Source organism: Roseibium sp. SCP15 (assembly GCF_040329435.1).
GTDB lineage: Bacteria > Pseudomonadota > Alphaproteobacteria > Rhizobiales > Stappiaceae > Roseibium.
Genome location: NZ_JBDZYI010000002.1, coordinates 22,762 through 43,555 on the forward strand (window position 1 = coordinate 22,762; position 20,794 = coordinate 43,555).

Annotated in this window: 17 protein-coding genes; 6 read left to right on the plus strand and 11 right to left on the minus strand. The window is 55.7% G+C overall.

The genetic code is table 11. From position 1 onward, the window contains the following. Window positions 1–359 precede the first annotated feature (359 nt). From ABLO27_RS07480 to ABLO27_RS07515, 8 genes are all read right to left on the minus strand, one after another. Window positions 360–1,130, minus strand: a complete 771-nt coding sequence (locus ABLO27_RS07480) for a VPLPA-CTERM sorting domain-containing protein (RefSeq protein WP_353031770.1) — start codon at window positions 1,128–1,130, stop codon at window positions 360–362. Between the two features lie 446 nt (window positions 1,131–1,576). Then, the gene (locus tag ABLO27_RS07485) at window positions 1,577–2,857 is read right to left on the minus strand and encodes a TRAP transporter large permease (RefSeq protein ID WP_353031771.1); all 1,281 of its coding nucleotides are present in this window, start codon (window positions 2,855–2,857) and stop codon (window positions 1,577–1,579) included. Between the two features lie 4 nt (window positions 2,858–2,861). After that, complete coding sequence (locus ABLO27_RS07490) at window positions 2,862–3,395, minus strand: TRAP transporter small permease (RefSeq protein WP_353031773.1); 534 nt, start codon at window positions 3,393–3,395, stop codon at window positions 2,862–2,864. A gap of 59 nt (window positions 3,396–3,454) precedes the next feature. Beyond that, a complete protein-coding gene (locus ABLO27_RS07495; protein WP_353031775.1) occupies window positions 3,455–4,435 on the minus strand; it encodes a sialic acid TRAP transporter substrate-binding protein SiaP in 981 nt (326 codons plus the stop codon). 791 nt (window positions 4,436–5,226) lie between these two features. Further along, a complete protein-coding gene (locus ABLO27_RS07500; RefSeq protein WP_353031776.1) occupies window positions 5,227–6,075 on the minus strand; it encodes a metal ABC transporter permease in 849 nt (282 codons plus the stop codon). Next, entirely contained in the window at window positions 6,075–6,992 is a 918-nt protein-coding gene (locus ABLO27_RS07505) for a metal ABC transporter permease (protein ID WP_417714778.1), read from the minus strand. The genes ABLO27_RS07500 and ABLO27_RS07505 overlap by 1 nt, the downstream gene beginning before the upstream one ends. Next, window positions 6,992–7,864, minus strand: coding sequence for a manganese/iron ABC transporter ATP-binding protein (locus ABLO27_RS07510; RefSeq protein WP_353033487.1), 873 nt, complete (start codon window positions 7,862–7,864; stop codon window positions 6,992–6,994). Before ABLO27_RS07510 ends, ABLO27_RS07505 begins: the two co-directional genes overlap by 1 nt. 118 nt (window positions 7,865–7,982) lie before the next feature. Beyond that, on the minus strand, window positions 7,983–8,885 hold the full coding sequence (locus ABLO27_RS07515; protein WP_353031779.1) for a metal ABC transporter substrate-binding protein: 903 nt from the start codon (window positions 8,883–8,885) through the stop codon (window positions 7,983–7,985). Window positions 8,886–9,170: 285 nt separating this feature from the next. On the opposite strand from ABLO27_RS07515, the gene ABLO27_RS07520 reads away from it, so the two are divergent. Next, window positions 9,171–9,650, plus strand: a complete 480-nt coding sequence (locus tag ABLO27_RS07520; RefSeq protein ID WP_353031780.1) for a Fur family transcriptional regulator — start codon at window positions 9,171–9,173, stop codon at window positions 9,648–9,650. 15 nt (window positions 9,651–9,665) lie between these two features. On the opposite strand, the gene ABLO27_RS07525 is transcribed toward ABLO27_RS07520, so the two are convergent. The 3 genes from ABLO27_RS07525 to ABLO27_RS07535 all read right to left on the minus strand — a co-directional run bounded on the left by ABLO27_RS07525 (window position 9,666) and on the right by ABLO27_RS07535 (window position 14,826). Further along, the gene (locus ABLO27_RS07525; protein ID WP_353031781.1) at window positions 9,666–10,394 is read right to left on the minus strand and encodes a FadR/GntR family transcriptional regulator; all 729 of its coding nucleotides are present in this window, start codon (window positions 10,392–10,394) and stop codon (window positions 9,666–9,668) included. A 138-nt stretch (window positions 10,395–10,532) separates the two neighbouring features. After that, entirely contained in the window at window positions 10,533–11,447 is a 915-nt protein-coding gene (locus ABLO27_RS07530) for a response regulator transcription factor (RefSeq protein ID WP_353031782.1), read from the minus strand. Beyond that, the gene (locus ABLO27_RS07535; RefSeq protein WP_353031784.1) at window positions 11,437–14,826 is read right to left on the minus strand and encodes a hybrid sensor histidine kinase/response regulator; all 3,390 of its coding nucleotides are present in this window, start codon (window positions 14,824–14,826) and stop codon (window positions 11,437–11,439) included. Before ABLO27_RS07535 ends, ABLO27_RS07530 begins: the two co-directional genes overlap by 11 nt. 303 nt (window positions 14,827–15,129) lie before the next feature. Here ABLO27_RS07535 and urtA point away from each other — a divergent pair, with 303 nt between their 5' ends. The 5 genes from urtA to urtE all read left to right on the plus strand — a co-directional run bounded on the left by urtA (window position 15,130) and on the right by urtE (window position 20,788). Further along, window positions 15,130–16,413, plus strand: a complete 1,284-nt coding sequence (gene urtA, locus ABLO27_RS07540; RefSeq protein ID WP_353031785.1) for an urea ABC transporter substrate-binding protein — start codon at window positions 15,130–15,132, stop codon at window positions 16,411–16,413. 71 nt (window positions 16,414–16,484) lie between these two features. Continuing rightward, a complete protein-coding gene (gene urtB / locus ABLO27_RS07545) occupies window positions 16,485–18,104 on the plus strand; it encodes an urea ABC transporter permease subunit UrtB (RefSeq protein ID WP_353031787.1) in 1,620 nt (539 codons plus the stop codon). After that, window positions 18,101–19,339 carry an urea ABC transporter permease subunit UrtC gene (gene urtC / locus ABLO27_RS07550; RefSeq protein ID WP_353031788.1) on the plus strand — a complete coding sequence of 413 codons (1,239 nt, stop codon included), beginning with the start codon at window positions 18,101–18,103 and terminating at the stop codon, window positions 19,337–19,339. The genes urtB and urtC overlap by 4 nt, the downstream gene beginning before the upstream one ends. Window positions 19,340–19,342: 3 nt before the next feature. Further along, complete coding sequence (urtD, locus tag ABLO27_RS07555) at window positions 19,343–20,089, plus strand: urea ABC transporter ATP-binding protein UrtD (RefSeq protein WP_353031789.1); 747 nt, start codon at window positions 19,343–19,345, stop codon at window positions 20,087–20,089. Window positions 20,090–20,092: 3 nt separating this feature from the next. Then, the gene (gene urtE, locus ABLO27_RS07560; protein WP_353031790.1) at window positions 20,093–20,788 is read left to right on the plus strand and encodes an urea ABC transporter ATP-binding subunit UrtE; all 696 of its coding nucleotides are present in this window, start codon (window positions 20,093–20,095) and stop codon (window positions 20,786–20,788) included. Window positions 20,789–20,794: the final 6 nt, after the last annotated feature.

Sequence of the window (20,794 nt, forward strand, 5' to 3'; positions counted from 1 at the left end):
TTTCTCTCAAAAGACGCCTAACAATGTTGGCATCGAGAAGCAGTGAATTCCCCGCAAAGCGTCGCTGATGGGGCCGCACCGTGCCAAATCGAGGTACCGACGGAACATTGCAGGCGAGGACAACGGGCACCGACCGGAACGCCCCGATCTTCAACGGTGCGAATGGCATTGACCCTCTTTGCTGTTGCTGGCTCACCCAGGAAGTTGCAGCTAATTCAGGTATGTCCGCAGCGGCATTGGAACGTTCCCTCTCCTGATTGTCGGAGGGGCCTGGATGCCGATTGATTGATGCTGCACTCCCAAAACGCAAAAAGCGGCCCCGAAGGACCGCTTTTCTCTGTTTCAAAGGTCTGAGTTGCTTACGCAGCTGCAGAACGCTTTCTGCGCCAGCCGGCGAAACCCAGGAAACCGATACCACCCGCCAGAAGCGGCAGCGCAGCCGGAACCGGGACAGCGGTCACGGTCAGAGCGGTGATTTTGAAGTCATCAAGACTTCCAATAGCACCGATGCCGAAACTGTTTCCAACACTCAGAGAGGCCGGAGAAAGGAAGTCGGCTGTGAAGACGATGTCTTCAACGTCCTGAAAGTTAACGAAGCGGTTGAACAGATTGCCGGCAACCGCGCCAAAAGCGAAGTCGTCATCGCCATCGACACTTGTGAAGCTGATGCTGTCGATACGAACGTTCTGGTCGAATGTGAACACCAGGACGTCGTTACCAAGGGATCCATCAACTTGGCCACCGTCAAAAAAGCCGTCAGCACCGAGACGACCATTCCGGTGGTCAACGCGGCGGGTGGCGTAATTGATAGAGGACGGGTTAGGTCCAATGAACGTGCCAGCGGTCACTGTCACGCCAATGCCGCCAGAGGTAAAGAATTTGGAGTGTGAATCGGGGGAAGACCCGCCAAATCCAAAGGTTACAGCATTTGCTGCACCACCCACCGTGGTGACCGCAGCCGCAAGCGCGAGCGATGCAAAAAACGATGACAGTTTTTTCGGAAAAGTAATTTTCATTGATGCCCCATTAGATAATGCAAATTCAGTACTAAATAGACCCCCGCTGAATGGCGGTCCGAGCTTGATACGCAAACTTAACGAAGCGTTAACAAGCGCGCCAAGTTCTGTCAATGAGATATTTGCCAATGTTCTACATCGGCAACTTGAAAGTCGAGATTATTTGCAACTTGGTAAATTCTGACCTGACTCTGCGCCAGAATGCTGTTTTTGAAGTCTTTCTAGTATTTTCAACTCTTCAAAGCCGACACAATTAGCAACTCCTCCCCTACGTACACCGGATTCAATCAATCTTCTGTCAGCGGGAGACCGAGCTCGACTGAGACAAGACAAGACAGCAGCGTCGGAGTGGTACCCTGAGGTATCCTGACGAACGCTTGGCCTCCGAACTGATTGCTCTGCCTTGAAAGCGCAAAGCGCAGCAGCCAGCCGCCCATGCCAGGAGCCTTGCCGACCCTGGTAAGGTTTCGATGACATGGCTCATGCAGCACACAATGAAACGGGACCGAGTGTCGTTGATCCTCGGTCCCTCTTTGCGTCAGCCAGCGCCCTGCAACTGGTTACTTGCCGTACACCAGATCCGGAAGCCAAAGTGTCATTGCCGGAATGAATGTGAGGAGCAGCAGCACCCCCAGCAGCGGAACAAGAAAGGGCAAAGTTGCTGCAACACACTTCTCGAATGGAACCTTGGACACACGTGACAAGACGAAAAGAACCATCCCGACCGGAGGTGTCAGCAGACCCAACATCAGGTTTAGGATGACGATGATACCAAGGTGAACCGGGTCGATGCCGAACTGACCGGCGACTGGCATGAGGACCGGAACCAGAATTGAGATTGCCGCAATTGTCTCCATGAAAAGGCCGACGATCAGAACAACCAGCATGATCAGCAGCAGCACAACTGCTCGACTGTCGGTGAAGGACAGGACAAATTCGGCGAAGTGACTTGCGATCTGGTTGGCTGTCAATATCCAGGCAAACACGCTTGCCGCACCGACGATCATCATGATCGCCGCTGTCGTTTCGATGGTTTCCAGGGAAATGACCATCAGTTTGCGCAAGGTAAGGCTGCGATAGACCGCGCTGCCCAGAAGCAGTGCATAAGCGGCGGCCCCAATTGCTGCTTCCGTGGGCGTGAAAGCCCCGGTGACAATGCCTCCAACAATGATGACCGGCGTCAGCAGAGGCAAGAAGGCCTCGCGAAACCGGCTCACAATGAGCGACGGTCTGAAGTCGACGTCCCTTGGATAGTGTCTCCTGCGCGATGTCCACCAGACCATTGCCGAAAGAGCACCAGCCATCAGCAGACCGGGCACAATTCCGGCGACAAACAGCTTGCCGATTGAAACGGAAGCCATAACGCCAAAAATCACAAGCGGCAGCGAGGGAGGAATGATCGGGCCAATGGTTGAAGATGCGGCAGTGATGCCGACGCTGAAATCGTCATCGTAGCCGGCTTCCCGCATGGCCTTGATCTCAATGGCGCCGAGGCCTCCCGCATCTGCGACAGCCGCACCGGACATTCCCGCGAAAATGATACTTGCACCAATGTTGACGTGACCCAACCCGCCATGCATCCACCCCACCAACGCTCGGGCGAACCCGAATATGCGCGCTGTGATGCCGGCAGAATTCATGAGTGCGCCCGCAAGAATGAAAAACGGGATCGACAGCAATGGAAAGCTGTCCATGCCATTGACCATGTTGTGGAACAACAGCACCGGGGGCATGCCGGCATAGAGAATGTAGGCAAAGGAAGACAGTGCCAGTGAAAACGCAATTGGCACTCTGAGCAACATCAACGCAAAGAGCGAAGCAAAGAGAATTGTCAAAGCCATGGGGTCACTTTCCCTCGCTTCGTTTGACCGAACTGATCATCTGCCAGAGCACTGTCACCGCATTCAGACCCGTCAGAGCCATCACAGCAGCGTAAAGGTAGTATTTCGGGAACGGCAGCGAGACCATCTGCTGAAAGGACGTGCGCTGGATCAGGCCGTATGCAGACCATATGATCACGCTGAACAAGACGAACGTCATGGCGAGTGCGAACAGGCGGATCCAGGGCAAATAGCGGCCATAGTATTTGTCGACAAACTCCAGCACGATGTGTGACCCCTTCGCCTGGCACCGGACAGCCCCTGCAAAAGACAGCAGGATCAGAAGATAGCGGGCCGCCTCCTCCGTCCAGGAAATCGAGTCGTTCAGGACGTAGCGTGTGAAGAACTGGAGGAATACGACAAGGAACAAAGCGACGAACATCGCGACCAAGGCGTAGTCCGGCCAGTGCAGCTTGAACTTTTCGAAGTGAGCTTCGTCCTCGGCAGCCATTGCCGAGAAGTCGATATCGACTTCCTCAATCCGAGAGGTATCGGTCATGTTGCAATCTTTCCGAACTGGGAAACGAGCCTCTGAAGCGACAGAGGCTCGAACAGATTTTATTCCTTGATCGCCTGCAGGCGCTCAAATGTTTCTGCATCCCAGGGAACGTCCGATCCCTTGAGCATCGGCGCAACAGCTTCCATAAACGGCTTGCGATCAACATCGTTGACTGTCACGCCCTCTTCGCGAAACCAATCCACCAGGGCTCCCTCTGAAGCGACGATCTCATCCGACGTTACGGAGGCAGCATCAGCCAATGTGTCCAACAGGACCTGACCGTCGTCGCCCATTTTGGCCAAGGTGACCGGAGAAACGACGACTGCAAGCGAGTTGGTGATATGACCGGTAAGGTTGATATTGCTCTGAACCTCGTAGAATTTTTTGAACTGAATGGTGGGCAGCGGATTTTCCTGCGCGTCGACGACGCCCTGCTGAAGCGCGAGATACACTTCGGAAAACGCCATTGGAGTGGGGTTCGCGCCTGTCGCTTTCGGGAACATCTGATAGGCTGGAGCATTGGGTGTCCGGATCTTCAGTCCTTCCATGTCGGAAGGTGAAAGTATCGGCTTGTTCGAAGTGACATGGCGTGCGCCATAGTAGGTCATCGTCGCGATCGTGTTGCCGGAAACTTCTTTGTATTTCTCCGCCATTTCTGCAAACAGATCGGAATTCACATAGGCCTTCCAATGGTCGTAGGACCGCATGGTGAACGGATAGTCTGAGATGCTGATCGGGCCGTAGCTCTGCCCCAAGAAGGCAACCCCGGTGAAGATCACATCCACCGTACCCAAGGACAGGGCTTCGTTAAGCGCTGTTTCCTTGCCCAGCTGAGATGCCGGAAAGACCTCCATTTTGTAGCGGCCGTCTGTGGCCTTTTCCAATTGCTCGGCAGCTCGCACCGCCGCAGCGTGATACGGTGTTGAAGCCTCATAGACATGCCCAAACCTCAGGACGTCCTGCGCCTGAGCCGAAAGCGTAAGCACACCAAATGCACAAGCTGCGCCCAAGGCGAGCTTCGAAACAAATCCAGATTTCATTTGATCTCCTCCCATTCAGGGCAAAGCAGACTTTTCGTTCACAAACCCTGATATTTAAGAATGAAACATTCATTCGAATTTAAATCAACCCATCAGAAGGTTGCCGAAATTTGCTTGTCGGCTTCCTCAATTCGATGAACGTGCGGATTCGGCTCCTCTCTTCCCAATCCGGTTTCCTCCGTGACCTGCAAAAGCGGCGCTTAAGCAGATCATTATGTTTTTTATTATTACATACACTATTTGTCCAACAATTTTTTTATCACTTCGATCTCGCTTTGAGAACTGGGCGACTTTTCTGCCAATTGACCGCAGTATCTACCGATTTTCACGCATGACGAGACTGCCCTCTCGAGGATCGAGAGAGCTCATGTTCCATGGGGAAAGCGGTGTCAGCGAGGAACCGCAAAATCCTGCCGAAGGATTTCGAAAAGACAGAATCACCTTCATCTGACCGTGCGCAGGCTGCGCTTCGATTGGAGAGGGAACGAACAACAGCCGCCTGTTGTTGCGCCTCAATCGCAGACAAAAATGAGCTGACAATCCCGGAAGCGATTCAGCCACCGGACCTGGCACAAACTCCACATCAACGGTTGGAACCTGACTCTTGGAATGCTGCGCAATGCGCGTTCTGGACCTTCCCTGCATTGCGCGAACAGAGCTTACGCCAGAAAACCGGCCGCTGCTCGAAACTGAGTTCCCAACAATCCAAGTTCTTCAAAACCACAAGGGTCATTCACGCATAGTTTGCGTGAATGACCAGCGCCTGGAAGTCAGAGGAGTTACGCACTCCCCTACCCGGTTTCCACTCGCCGCCGCGACATCTGCCGCGTAAGAACCATCCGCCTGACAAAGGCGATGATGAAAATGCCGGTCAGGATCAGGATAATGGTCGGTGCCGGTGCGCTGTCGAGGAAGAAGCTGGCATAGGTGCCGGCAAGCATGGAAGCCATGCAGACCAAGACAGACACCCAAAGCATGGTGCCGAAGGTGCGCACCAGCAGGAATGCGATCGCACCCGGTGCGATCAAAAGTCCGATGGCGAGGATCAGCCCTGCGGCCGACAAGGTCGCGACGATGGTCAAAGACAAGGCCGCCAGCAGTCCATAGTGCAGGAAGTTGACCGGAAGGCCGGAGGCTTGAGCCTGTGCGGCGTCGAAACTGTGCAGGACAAGGTCCTTCCACTTCAGAACCAGGGCAGCGCCAACAATGACGGCGATAACACCAGCGGTGAGCAAGTCCTTTGTGCCAACGCCGAGCATGTTGCCGAACAGGATATGATCCAGGTGGGCATTGGTCTCGATGGAGACGTAAAGCACGATGCCCAATCCGAACATGCCGGAAAAGACAACACCCATGACGGTATCCTGCTTCACCCGACTGTTGCCGGACAGGAAACCGGTTGCGAGGGCGCAGAGCATTCCTGCCGCAAACGCTCCGATCAGAAGCGGTATGCCGGTAATGTACGCAAGCACGATGCCAGGAAGGATCGCATGACTGACGGCATCGCCCATGAGCGCCCACCCCTTCATCACCAGGAAGCAGGAGAGCAACGCCGTCGGGACGGAAACGATGATGCAGATCAGGAAGGCGTTCTGCATGAAAGGGAACTTGAAAGGCAAAAGCAGCGTATCGAGATCCATCACAGCATCTCTCCCTGCTTTGATCGTCCGGCCAGAAGTTCGGCAGGCACGACACTGTCTCCCGGACCCTGTTTCAAGGCTTCGGCTGCTTTGCGCCTGGCGGCCAAAAGACCATGTTTGGGAGCAAACAGGAATGCAATCAGGAAGATCGCGGTCTGCAGCGTAACGATGATGCCCCCGGTGGCACCGTCGAGGAAATAGCTGACATATGCCCCTGAGAAACTCGTGAGCGCGCCGATGGCGACAGAAAGCATGATCAGTCTTGGAAACCGGTCACACAGAAGGTACGCGGTTGCGCCTGGCGTGACGACCATAGCGATCACCAGAAATGCGCCTACGGTCTGCATCGCCGCAACAACGGAGGCGGACAGCAACACGAAGAAGATCGCCTTCAAAAGTCCCGGCCGGAGGCCGATGGTCCGGGCATGATTTTCGTCGAAGAACGTGACCATCAGGTCCTTCCACTTGGCCAGCAGAACGGCCAGTGACACGAAGCCGATTATGGCAAGCTGCAGCGTGTCTTCCGGAGTGATGGCCAGAATATTGCCCATAGTGATGGTCTGAACCGAAACCGACATCGGATTGACGGAGACGATAAAGAGACCGAGGCCGAAGAAACTGGTGAAGATCAGGCCGATGATCACATCGACTTTCAGTCCCGAGCGTTCGGAAAGAAACAGCATGGCTCCAGCTGCCAGTCCTCCTGCGAGGAACGCGCCGAGAGAAAACGGCAAGCCTATGATGTAAGCACCGGCAACGCCCGGCACCACCGAATGGGACAAGGCATCGCCGATAAGGGACCATCCCTTCAGCATCAAATAGGCGGAAAGAAAGGCACATACCCCGCCGACAAGTGCGGAAACCCACATAGCATTTGTCATGTAGGAATATGCGAAAGGCTCCAGCAACACGTCCATCACTTGCGTGCCTCTGTGGTCTGAACCTCATCGCCGTATTGCACGAACGGCCGCTCGTCATCGGTCAGAATGGTCACCTTGCGCTGGTCGCCATCGGTGTGCAGGGTTTCGTCCGAAATCGTGAAGTGGCGCAGCACGCCGCCAAAGGCCTGTTCCAGATTGTCCCGGGTAAAGGTCGTATCTGTCGGCCCATAGGCGAGAACTGTGCCCTTGACCAGAACCGTGCGATCACAGAATTCCGGTACAGATCCGAGATTGTGGGTGGACACCAGCATCACCCTTCCCTCGTCGCGAAGCTCCTTCAGAAGCGCAATGATCTGTTCTTCGGTCTTGACGTCGACACCGGTGAAGGGCTCGTCCAGCAGGATCACCTGCCCGTCCTGTGCGAGAGCCCTGGCAAGAAAGACCCGTTTGCGCTGCCCCCCGGAAAGTTCACCGATCTGACGATGGCGATAGTCCTGCATGTTGACGCGTTTCAAGGCCTCTTCGACAGCGTCATGATCAGTCTGTTTCGGCCGCCGCAGGAAACCCATATGGCCGTAGCGGCCCATCATCACGACGTCTTCCACCAGCACCGGGAACGACCAATCGACCTCTTCCGACTGAGGAACATAGGCAACAAGGTTCTTGCGCAGAGCGTCACGTACAGGCAGGTCGAGAATCCTGATATTGCCTTTGGCGGCCGGAACAAATCCCATGATCGCCTTGAACAAGGTGGATTTGCCGGCGCCATTGACGCCAACAAGCGCTGTCACGGTTCCGCACGGGATTTCAAAGCTTGCGTTCCACAATGCGGTATGGCCATTGCGATAAGTCACCGTAACGTCTTCGGCGGAAAGGCCGCCACCATCCGCCTGAGCGGTTACATCCATTTCCAGGTCCTTGATGACATTCAGCATCGGGTCATACCATTTAAAAGCACAATTCAAAGGTTCACAAACAAAACCCCGCGGTTTCAGTCCACGGGGTGATGAAATTTCTTCAGCGCGATCAGTTCGTTGCCGCCTTCAGGCCGTCAGCGACCGTTCCGGCGGTCACTTTCAGCAGATCAAGATAGGTCGGGACCGGGCCATCGGCCTCACTCAGGGAATCAACGTAAAGCTCACCACCATAGGTAACGCCGGTCTCGCGGGCGACCTGCTGGGCCGGGGCCGTGTTGACCGTGCTCTCGCAAAAGACCACCGGTATATTGTTGTCCCTGACACCGTCGATGACGGAACGCACCTGTTGAGGCGTCCCGACCTGGTCGGCATTCATCGGCCACAGGTACAGTTCCTTCATGCCAAAATCGCGTGCGAGATAGCTGAAGGCCCCCTCGCAGGTAACCAGCCAGCGTTGATCTTGGGGAATTTCCGCAACTGCTTCGCGCAGCGGCTCGATGGTTGCCCGCAGCTTGTTCTTGTAGGCAACGGCATTCTGCTCATACATCGCGGCATTGTCCGGGTCCTGCTCGGAAAAAGCCTTCTCAATGTTGTCGATGTAGACCAGAGCATTGTCGAGGCCCATCCAGGCATGCGGATTCGGTTTTCCTTCATAAGAACCGGAGCGGATGGAAATCGGATCGATACCGTCGGTCAGGGTCGCAGATGGAATGTCGCCGAGATTGGTGAGAAACTGTTCGAACCACAGCTCCAGGTTCATGCCGTTCCACAGGATCAGGTCAGCGTCGGAGGCGCGCACGATGTCCTGAGGTGTCGGCTGGTATCCGTGGATCTCCGCGCCAGGCTTGGTGATCGATACAACCTCGGCAGTATCACCTGCAACGTTCTGGGCAATATCCGCAAGAACGGTGAAAGTCGTGACAACTTTCATTTTGTCTTGCGCCCATGCACCCGAGGCAAAGCCTGCCACCAAAGCGGTAAGCGATGCGGTGAGAACCAACTTTTTGACCATTACCAACTCCTGAAAGAGAGAAATTCTGTCGCGTTAGTTGCAAGTGATATTGCAAATCATTCGCAACTGTCAACCTTATTGCGAATGATTTGCATTATCATGAGTATCTCAATCCAGTTTGTTGAGAACATGGCGCCTACAAATTCTGCAGTTTTACTCGGTTTCATAGTCCAACTTTGCATTTTTGCTATTGCAAATCATTTGCAAAAACTTCATCAATATATGGAAACTGCCACAGAAACGGGCGGAGCAGGAAAGCATTACAGGCGCTCAAAGGTGATTGAAATGACAATTCAATTTGCGGAGATCGAAGAGAAATCGCAGAACACCATTCCGGACCGCCTGCGCACGGCAGGTCTGCGCCCAACCATGCAACGAAGAACAGTCGCGGACTTTCTATTGCATGGACCACATCAGCACGTCGACGCCGCAAAATTGCACGAAGAAATCTCGAACACCGGTTATCGAATTTCGCTCGCGACGATCTACAACATCCTGAACGATTTCGAACGTGTCGGCCTGTTGCGCAGGATAGCCATCTCCGGCGAACGAACCTGGTTTGATACGGACACCGGCGATCACAGACACTACTACATTCCGGCGGAGGACACGGTGTTCGACTGTCCTCCTTCCGCCCTCCAGCTTGATGTCACGCCAAGCGCGCCCACAGGCTATCGCATCAAAAAGGTGGATGTGGTCATCCATCTGGAGCAAGACCATTCGGAAGAAATTGCAGGAGCCTCTCCTCCCCTTCCGAAAGCTTGAGTCTGGACTTACCAGCTATCGGCCCGACACTTTGTCCGACTTGCCCGGCACGCGCAGGCGCTCGGCAGCGCCCTTGATATGCGCCGCCATCGCATCGCGTGCGGCTGACCTGTCTCCGGCTTCCACGGCATTCAATATCTGACGATGCTCATTGATGGTCACGTCGAGCAGATCGTCTTTGTCATAGATATCGGACGTTGCCCTGGTTGTTTCCTTCAGCCGGGAAGAAATGTAGTCGATCACGGCAGACAGATAGGTATTGCCTGTTGCCTTGCCGAGCGCTCTATGAAAACTCGCATCTGCCTCAAGGCGCATTTCATCGAAGCTTTTCTGACCATTCATGGCAACGATGGCAGCATGGAGCTCTTCAAGGTCCGTTGCATCCCGGCGTTCGGCGGCAAGGCCCGCCGCTTCGATTTCAAGCAAACCTCGAAGCTCGAACAGGTCGGCGTAATGGTCAGACTTCCCCAACGCCCGCAGATCGACGCGAAAAGTTTCGCGTTCAGACATCGGCTTGACCACGGCACCGCGCCCCTGGCGCGACTCGATGATACCGTCGGACCGCAACCGGGCTATCGCCTCACGCACGACATTGCGGCTTACCCCGAATGTTTCAGCAAGAGTGTGCTCGGTTGGAAGCGTGTCACCGGGCTTCAGGTCCCCATCGGTGATTTTCGCCATGATCTCCGACGCAATCCGATCCGGCAGGAGCGAGGACCGGCGCACTTGCCGAAATTCCGTCATGACTAATTTCCCTCCCCGTCCCGCAGCCTTCTTCAGGGCGCTCAATCCGAGCTGTGTTGCATCCTTATGACAAGGCAGCAGGCTTGTCGAGCATATCCGATTGCATGATACGCCCACCGGATCCTTTTCCGAACCCGGTCAGAATGCGTAGATCACTTCGGCCGCCTTGACCGCAGCGGATGCCCGATTTTCCACGCCAAGCTTGATGAAGATCTGCTCCAGATGCTTGTTGACCGTGCGCGGAGACAGCCCAAGGATTTCACCGATGTCCTTGTTGGCCTTGCCTTTGGCGATCCAGATCAACACTTCCGATTCACGTTGTGTCAGGTCGAACCGATCTCTAAGTGCGGTTTGCTGCCCCGCTTCATCTTCCGCGGTAACACGGAACAGGTTTTCATCCGGCCCGACCCGGCCCAAGGGATGAAGCTGCACAGCCAGATCTTCTGACAGGCCCAGCATGAAGCTCTTGCGCTCTTCACTCACAGAATGAGGTGCGTCAAGCCACTCACCCAGCGCGCGCCCCAATCGATACAAACTGGTGTCCGCTGCTCCGGTTCCAGCCAGCAGGTTCTGAATCTGGGGTGTGGACCACAGGACCGACCCCTCAGAGTTCACCGCGACCAAGTGCCGGCCTGCAGCATCCAGCGCAACGTGGGCACTCTGAACGGAACGGGCATTTTTCAGATGCACCCTGATCCTCGCTTTGAGTTCGTCCAGATCAATCGGCTTCGTCAGAAAGTCCACACCGCCTGCATCAAGTGCCTTCACGATGTGCTCCGTTTCCGAAAGCCCGGTCATGAAAATCACCGGAATGTGCCTGAGAGCGGGACTTGCCTTGATCTGGGCACACGTTTCAAATCCGTCCAACCCCGGCATGACGGCATCCATGAGAATGGTATCCGGGCTCACTCTTGTGCAAACGGAAAGAGCGGCCTCGCCACTCGTTGCGACAAGGACGGTTATCCCGGACTTCTTCAGCGCCTCGGTTACAAATCCAAGCGTTTCCGGACTGTCATCGACGACCAGAACCGTATCGCGGCGTTCATTTTTCATGTTTTTCCAGTCCGCTCAGAACGTTTCGGTAGGCTTCGAAATCAAACCGGCTGAGATGCCCTTCCAGCGCGCCGGCCAAGGCTCGATTCTGCGGCTCTTCCGCAAGCTCTTTCAGCTTGGCCTCGATCCCTTCAACAAAGCCGATTTCGCCAAGCGATATGAGATCAGCTACATGTTTGCCACCAGGCGATTGGAAGCGCTGCGGATCAGACGAAGGCGCACCTTTGACCTGGGGCTTTTCCGTCCACGTTAATCCAACGTGCTTTTGCAGAAGATCTAGCAACTGACCGATATCGAAGGGTTTTGCCAGTGTGGCGTCATGATTGGCCGGCCCCGCCGGGCGCAAGGCCTGATCACCGATGTTTGCAGAAAGCATCACAATAGGTGCACTGACGCCGCGAAGACGCAGGGCACTGGCCAACTCCCAGCCGTTCATTCCCGGCATAAGAATGTCTACAAAGTAGAGATCCGCTTTATTCGCGCAGGTAGAGGCGAGACAGTCAGCCCCGCTGGTGGCCTCAACGACTGAGAAACCGAGTGGTTGGAGGATATCTTTCACCAAGGCTCGATGATCGGCATTGTCATCGATCACCGCGATTGTCCGGCGAGGCCCCTCGTATCCCCGTACCTGCTTCTCAAGCCGGACGGTATCCACCGGCCGATCGACAGCCGCCAGCATCAACCGCACTTCGAAGACAGCGCCTTTGCCCGGCTCACTGGCCAGGGCAATTGCACCACCCATGGTTTCCGTCAGGAGCTTGGTAATCGTCAGCCCGAGACCCAATCCAGGCGCTCTTGATCCAGTCGCGGCCTTGCTGCGTCCGAACGGTTCAAAAACCTTGGTCTGCTCATCGAGCGCAATTCCGGGACCGCTGTCACTCACCGTGAAGCAGGCGACTTGCGAGCGATAAGACACTTTCAGCGAAACCGTCCCCGTATCCGTAAACTTGATGGCATTTGACAGCAGGTTGACCAGAATCTGACGAAGCCGCTTTTCGTCCGTCCTCACAAAAGCGGGAAGATTTCCGGCACGGTCATACTCGAATTTCAGTCCTTTGGCAGAGGCCTGCATCCGGAACATGTCAACGATCTGATCCAGAAACTCGAGAATATTGATCTCGTTGGAATAGACCTGCAATCGCCCTGCCTCGATCCTCGAAATATCAAGCAGTCCATCAATCAGACCGGAAAGATGCTCGGCGCTGCGCCGGATGGTACTAACCGCAGGCTTTCGGGCCTTGGGCAGTGTTTCATCGCGCTCAAGGATCTGCGCATATCCCATCACCGCGTTGAGCGGAGTTCTGAGTTCATGGCTTAACCCGACGACATAACGGCTTTTGGCGAGATTGGCCGCCTCAGCATCTTCCTTGGCCTTCTGCAGGGCTGCGTCGGTAACGCCGTGCGCATCGATCTCCTTTTGCAAAAGAGCATTCTGGCGAATGGATTCTTCTTCTGCGACCCGCCTCGTGTCATGGGCAAGGACAAGGAACCAGCATGCGATACCTGCAACGATTGCATAGACGAAAAAGATCAAAGTGACCGTTTGCCCGATGATACCGGTCGGATCCCCCAACCGGTTTGCCGCCTGCGCATAGATGACGAGAAGCGTCACTCCGATACCGGCAATCGAGAATATGGAGGCCAGCGCATATCGTCCGAGACGTGTGCGAAACCAGGCAAGAACACGTTCCGGAAGAAGCAGGCTCGCGACTGACCCGACCTGGTGGGAAATCCTCGCCTTCGGCTTGCAAGAGTCGTGACAGCGTGCGTCCAGCGAGCAGCACAGCGAGCAAATCGGTGCCTGATAAGCCGGGCAATAGGCCATGTCTTCAGGCTCAAACGGATTTTCGCAAATGGAACAACAAATCTGTGCTTCCCGCTGCCAACCCTGGCGAGGCTTGCGGGCGAGATAGAATTTTCCGCCGGTCGCATAGGCAATCAACGGGGCTGCAACAAGCGCGATCACTATGGCAATGAACGTTGCAAGTGCGGCTGCCGCTTCACCGAACTGGCCAAAATGCGCGGCAAGTGCAACCACAGTCGCAAGAAACATCGCCCCGGTGCCCACGGGGTTGATGTCGAATAAATGAGCCCGCTTGAACTCAATACCCGGCGGCGACAGACCTAGGGGCTTGTTGATAAAAAGATCCGCTGAAATGGCTGAGAGCCAAGCCATCGCGACGATGGAAAAAACCCCGAGTGTTTCCTCAAGCAGCCGATAGATGCCGAGCTCCATCAGCAGGAGCGCAATCCCGACATTGAACACCAGCCAGACCACCCGCCCCGGGTGAGAGTGCGTCAGCCGCGAAAAGAAGTTCGACCAGGCAAGAGATCCGGCATAGGCATTCATTACATTGATCTTGAGTTGCGCAACGACCACAAATGCTGCCATCAACAGCAAGACAATCGTCTCGTTCGGGATCATGTAACCGAAGGCGACCGTATACATGCGGGAAGGTTCATCGGCATGTTCAACCGGCACTCCGTGAGAGAGCACCAGTACGGCAAGAAAGGAGCCTGCGATCATCTTCGGCGCTCCGAGAACGACCCAACCGGGACCGGCCAGAAAGAGAGCCAGGCGATGACGCCGCCCCGCAAAATCCTTTGCCGGTAGGAAGCGCAGAAAGTCGACCTGTTCGCCGATTTGCGCCATCAGTGCCAGAATGACCGCCGATGACGCACCAAAACCGACAAGACTGACGCTGCTCCAGCCCCCCGGTTCGAGGCTTGGGGTCTGCGTTGATGGATCAATACCGGAAAACGTCAGCCAGTTGCCGACGGACTGCCAGTCGGTGAAGGCGATGAAGACGAATGGCAGAATGTTCAGAATGATCCAGAAAGGTTGAGTGGCCAGTTGGAAACGGCTGATCCAGGTTATGCCGTGGGTCACCAGCGGAATGACAGCAACGGCGCTGATAATGTAGCCAAGCCAGAGCGGAATGCCGAAAGCGAATTCCAGCGCACTGGACATGATCGAGGCTTCAATCGCGAAAAGAATGAAGGTGAAGCTGGCATAGATCAGCGATGTCACTGTCGATCCGATGTATCCGAAACCGGCACCGCGTGTGAGAAGATCGATATCGACGCCGTAGCGCATCGCGTAGCGGCTGATTGGCAATCCAATGACGAGCAGTACGAGACTGCCGACCATGATCGCCAGAAACGCATTTGCGGTTCCGTGCGATAGAGTGATTGCGCCTCCAATCGCTTCCAGTGCCAAAAAGGAAATTGCGCCGATTGCCGTTTGCGATATTGCGCGTGAAGAGAACCTGCGCGCGCTCTTTGCGGTAAAGCGCAAGGCATAGTCTTCAAGGGTCTGGTTATTGACCCATTTGTTGTACCGGCGGCGAATCGGCAGAATGCGTTGGCGGGCATTCATTTCGATGCCCCTTCCCGCCACGCCTTTATCACCACCGCCTCATTTCGCATCATTTGCCCACTTTTGCGGCAACGTCCTCATGTCATTGCCGGCATTTCCACCCGATTTTTCTTTTGAAGGTTGTCTCAGCACATTTCGTGCCGAACGGACATGAACGATCGAAAAGTCCCCCGAAGGCCCACTACGTCAATTGACGTATGTTGCAGCGCAGCGTTTCCGTCGCACCATCGTTTCCCGACGGCGGCAAGCCTTCCAGCCGCCTTTCACCGGCCGGGAACCGGTGACGCAAAAAGGGGAACTCGCATGAAAAAGACCTTCACCAAACTTGCTCTTGCAGGCCTGATGGCCTCCACCATGATCGGCGGCGCCGCTGCCGAAGACACGATCAAAGTCGGCATCCTGCACTCGCTCTCCGGAACGATGGCGATTTCGGAAACGACCCTCAAGGACGCCATGCTGATGCTCATCGAAGAGCAGAACAAGAAAGGCGGCCTGCTGGGCAAGAAACTCGAAGCCGTCGTTGTCGACCCGGCGTCTGACTGGCCGCTTTTTGCTGAAAAAGCTCGTGAGCTGATCGAAGTGAACGGTGTCGACGCTGTCTTCGGCTGCTGGACTTCCGTGTCGCGCAAATCCGTTCTGCCGGTGTTTGAAGAGCTCAATTCGCTTCTCTTCTACCCGGTTCAGTACGAGGGCGAAGAGTCACAGCGCAATGTCTTCTACACAGGCGCTGCACCAAACCAGCAGGCGATTCCGGCAGTCGACTATCTGATGAACGAAGAAGGCGTCGAACGTTGGGTTCTGGCAGGAACCGACTATGTCTATCCGCGCACCACCAACAAGATTCTGGAAGCCTACCTGAAATCCAAGGGCGTTGCCGAAGAAGACATCATGATCAACTACACGCCGTTCGGTCATTCCGACTGGCAGACGATCGTGTCCGACATCAAGGCGTTCGGTTCCGCCGGCAAGAAAACCGCCGTTGTCTCCACCATCAACGGCGATGCCAACGTTCCTTTTTACAAGGAACTTGGAAATGCCGGCATCAAGGCTGAAGACATTCCGGTTGTTGCCTTCTCAGTCGGAGAAGAAGAACTTGCCGGCCTCGACACCGCTCCGCTCGTCGGCCACCTTGCCGCCTGGAACTACTTCCAGTCCGCGGACACTGACGCCAACGCCGAGTTCATCGAAACCTGGCAGGCCTTTGTCGGCGACGAAGGCCGTGTGACCAACGATCCGATGGAAGCCCATTTCATTGGCTTCAACATGTGGGTGGAGGCAGTCGAGAAGGCGGGCACCACCGACCCGGATGCGGTAATCGACGCCATTGTCGGCGTGACGGTGCCGAACCTGACTGGCGGCTATTCCGCAATGATGCCCAACCATCACATCACCAAGCCGGTCCTGATCGGCGAGATCCAGGAAGACGGTCAGTTTGAGACCGTCTGGGAAACGTCCGGTCTGGTCGTTGGCGATGCCTGGTCCGATTATCTCGACGGTTCCAAAGACCTGATTTCGGATTGGCGCGCACCGATGTCCTGCGGAAACTTCAACACCGCGACGGGCAAGTGCGGCGGTTCAGGCTCCTAAAGTCCGCGAATGAGTTGGGCCGGGCACACGCGAGCCCGGTCCATTTCTGATATTCCAAACCCGGTGGACCTATGTCCTTCTTGAAATCGTTCCTTGTGTATCTTTGCCTGCTGCCGGCTCTGGCTGCACCGGTGGCTGCGCAATCAGATCCGGATACCCTTCGCCAGTTGGTCAACGCATTGGCAAAGGGAAAATACGCTGAGACCGAACAACAGATCGAAGCCCTCGTCGCAACCGGAGCCCCCATTGTCGCTCCAGCACTAGAAGCGCTTGGGGCTGGAAATCTCTATTTCCGCAAGTCGGATGGCGCAGTCTTCATCACGCAAAAATCCGGAAAATCCTTTACCCTCACAGACCCGCTGACCCTTGAAGCGGCAGGCGAAGCCGGCAAACGCGAAGTCAAGAAGATCAAGGTAAACAACAAACTGAGACGGGTCGTTCGTGCGGCGCTCGGCTCGCTGACCTTGATGGCTCCGGACCCGGAGGTGAGAAAGGCTGCCGCCACTGCCATGTTCAAGGCTCGCAAACCTGACAGCATCGAAGCACTGGACGCCGCTCTCGCAGTCGAGACCGATAATGACGTCCGCTTGATCATGGAACAGGCACGTGCTGCAGCGGTTCTGATTTCCAGCTCCGGTGAGGCTGACAAGCTGGATGCGGTCCAAACACTTTCCGTCATGGGAAACAGAGAAGCGCTGTCCTTGCTGATAGGCGTTCAGCAGTCCTCTGACGGTGCCGTACGCGATGCAGCCACCCGAGCCGTAGCAAAAATCGAAAAATCCGTTGCCGCCTGGGACACCGCGCAGAACGTCTGGTACGGCCTCTCACTCGGCTCCGTCCTGTTACTCGCAGCTATTGGTCTTGCCATCACGTTCGGCGTTATGGGTGTCATCAATATGGCTCACGGCGAGATGGTGATGATCGGCGCCTACACGACCTTTGTCGTCCAGGAACTGATCCGAACGTCCGCACCGGGTCTTTTCGAGTATTCCCTGTTCATTGCGTTACCGCTCGCTTTCCTTGCTGCGGGCCTCATCGGCATAGGGATCGAACGCGGCGTGATCCGTTGGCTTTACGGTCGCCCGCTGGAGACACTGTTGGCCACATGGGGTATCTCACTGATCCTGCAACAGGCAGTGCGCTCGATCTTCGGGCCGACCAACCGGGAAGTCGGCAATCCGGACTGGATGTCAGGTGCATTCGATCTCGGCCAAATGACCATCACCTATAACCGGATGTGGATCATCGTGTTCGCACTGCTGGTTTTTGCCGGATTGATGCTCGTTCTCAAGAAGACACCATTCGGGCTCTACACCCGTGCCGTCACGCAGAACCGGCGTATGGCGGCTTCCATGGGCATCCGCACGCCGTGGATCGATGCTCTTACATTTGGCCTGGGCTCGGGAATTGCCGGGATCGCCGGCGTTGCACTTTCCCAGATTGACAATGTCTCACCCAACCTCGGTCAGGGCTACATCATTGACAGTTTCATGGTGGTCGTTTTCGGCGGTGTCGGGAACCTGTGGGGCACGCTGGTAGGCGCCATGACGCTCGGTGTCGTCAACAAGTTCCTCGAGCCGTACGCCGGAGCCGTGCTCGGCAAAATTTTTGTGCTCGTCTTCATCATTCTCTTTATTCAAAAACGTCCGCGAGGGCTCTTCGCCCTCAAGGGCCGGGCAGTTGAAGCATGATGTCCTCTTTCCTCTTCCGCGCCATGGATGCGCGCGCTGGAATCTTCCTGGCGATCCTCGGAGCCGCGATCATTCTGGTTCCCGCAGGCAATCTTCTGGTTCCAGAAAGCTCACCATTCCACGTGCCGACTTACGCGGTCACACTGATGGGCAAATATCTGACCTATGCGCTGCTCGCGCTCGCGGTCGATCTCGTCTGGGGCTACTGCGGCATTCTTTCCCTAGGTCATGCAGCCTTCTTCGCGCTCGGCGGATACGCAATGGGCATGTATCTGATGCGTCAGATCGGAACACGGGGTGTCTATGGCGACCCTGTCCTGCCGGATTTCATGGTGTTTTTAAACTGGCAGGAGCTGCCCTGGTACTGGTTCGGCTTCGACATGTTCTGGTTCGCCGCCCTGATGGTCGTCCTGGTGCCTGGTGCTCTTGCCTTTGTTTTTGGTTGGTTTGCCTTCCGGTCCCGCGTTACGGGCGTCTATCTTTCCATCATCACCCAGGCTCTCACCTACGCATTGCTGCTTGCCTTCTTCCGCAATGACATGGGATTTGGCGGCAACAACGGTCTGACGGACTTCAAGGACATTCTGGGTTTCGACATTCAGGCCGACACGACCCGAGCCGGGCTGTTCGCTGCGTCAGGCCTTGCGCTTGCTGTCTGCTTCCTCATTTGCCGAACCGTTACCCGTTCCAAGCTCGGCAAGGTTCTTGTTGCCGTGCGCGATGCCGAAAGCCGGACCCGGTTCCTGGGGTATCGGGTGGAGCGTTACAAGCTGTTCGTGTGGACCCTGTCCGCCATGATGGCAGGGATCGCAGGTGCGCTTTACGTTCCACAAGTCGGCATCATCAATCCGGGTGAGTTCGCCCCTGCCAACTCCATTGAGGTGGTCATCTGGGTTGCTGTTGGTGGGCGCGGCACGCTCGTGGGCGCGGTATTGGGAGCCGTTCTGGTGAACTTTGCCAAAACCTGGTTCACAGCTGCCTTGCCTGAATTCTGGCTCTTTGCCCTTGGCGGCCTCTTCGTCGTGGTCACCCTGTTCTTGCCAAAGGGTATAGTTGGAACCGTCAGCACTGGCTGGACTGCTCTGAGCCAGCGCAGGGTGTCGTCAGACTATGAACAAGGCTCTGACGGCCCGCCTTCGGCACCACCGCAGTCTCCAAGCGTGCAAGCGAACATCATGCCCCCGCAACCGGCAACCGACTTTTCCGGTTCGGCCAAACCCCAGCCTGCGGAGTAGACCATGGCACGTGCGACCAGTCTTCTTTATCTTGATGGTGTGTCGGTTTCTTTCGACGGCTTCAAGGCTCTGAACGAGCTGTCACTAACCATTGCCCCAGGGGAAATGCGCGCAATCATCGGTCCGAACGGAGCGGGAAAGACCACGATGATGGACGTGATCACCGGCAAGACGCGCCCGGATAGCGGCGACGTCTATTTCAATGGAACCGTCGATTTGACCGGTGAAGATGAGGCTTCCATAGCCGAGCTTGGCATCGGTCGAAAATTTCAAAAACCGACAGTGTTTGAAAGCCACACCGTTTGGGACAACCTGGAGCTGGCACTCAAGGCGCCCAGAGGCCCCTTTGCGACACTTTTCCATGTCATTGCGAACTCCGAAAAGAAACGCATCGACTACCTTCTGGATCTCATTCGGCTCGGCAACAAACGTCATGACCTGGCGGCCAACCTCAGCCACGGCCAGAAACAATGGCTGGAAATCGGCATGCTGTTGGCGCAGGACCCGAAACTGCTGCTTGTCGATGAACCTGCAGCAGGCATGACCGACGCGGAAACCGCGGAGACTGCTGACCTTCTCAAAGACATTGCGAAAGACCACTCCGTGGTCGTGGTTGAGCACGACATGGTTTTCGTGCGCTCGCTTGGCGTCAAGGTCACGGTTCTGCATGAAGGATCCGTCCTGGCCGAAGGGTCGCTTGATCATGTGTCCGCAGACGAGCGGGTCGTTGAAGTCTATCTGGGGCGCTGAACAATGTTGAAAGTTCAAAACGTCGATCTTTACTATGGAGCCGCTCAGGCCTTGAAATCCGTTTCACTGACCGCAGAAGTCGGCAAAGTTACCTGTCTTATGGGACGCAATGGTGTCGGCAAGACATCAACCTTGCGCGCCGTGGCAGGACAACACGGCATAAGAAGCGGGAAAATACTCTGGGATGGCGAGGACATATCGTCTCTTGCACCCTATGCCCGCGCGAAAAGAGGCATTGCTGTTGTTCCACAAGGACGCGAGATCTTCCCGCTTCTTTCCGTGAAAGAAAACCTTGAAACAGGATATGCCCCGTTGAAGCGTGCCGATCGCATCATTCCGGAAACGATCTATGACCTCTTCCCCGTCCTGAAAGACATGCTTGGACGGCGCGGAGGCGACCTCTCTGGAGGACAGCAACAACAGCTCGCCATCGCACGCGCCCTGGTCACACGGCCCCGCCTGCTCGTACTCGATGAGCCGACCGAAGGTATTCAACCTTCAATCATCAAGGATATCGGCAAGGCAATTGCATGGTTGCGCGACCAGGGCACGATGGCCATCGTGCTCGTGGAGCAGTATTTCGAATTCGCTCGCGATCTTGCAGATGATTACGCGGTCATGGACCGCGGCGAAATTGTTCTCTCCGGCAGCGGTGCAGACCTTTCTGAAACTGAAGTGCGTCGGTATCTGACGGTGTGATCACTT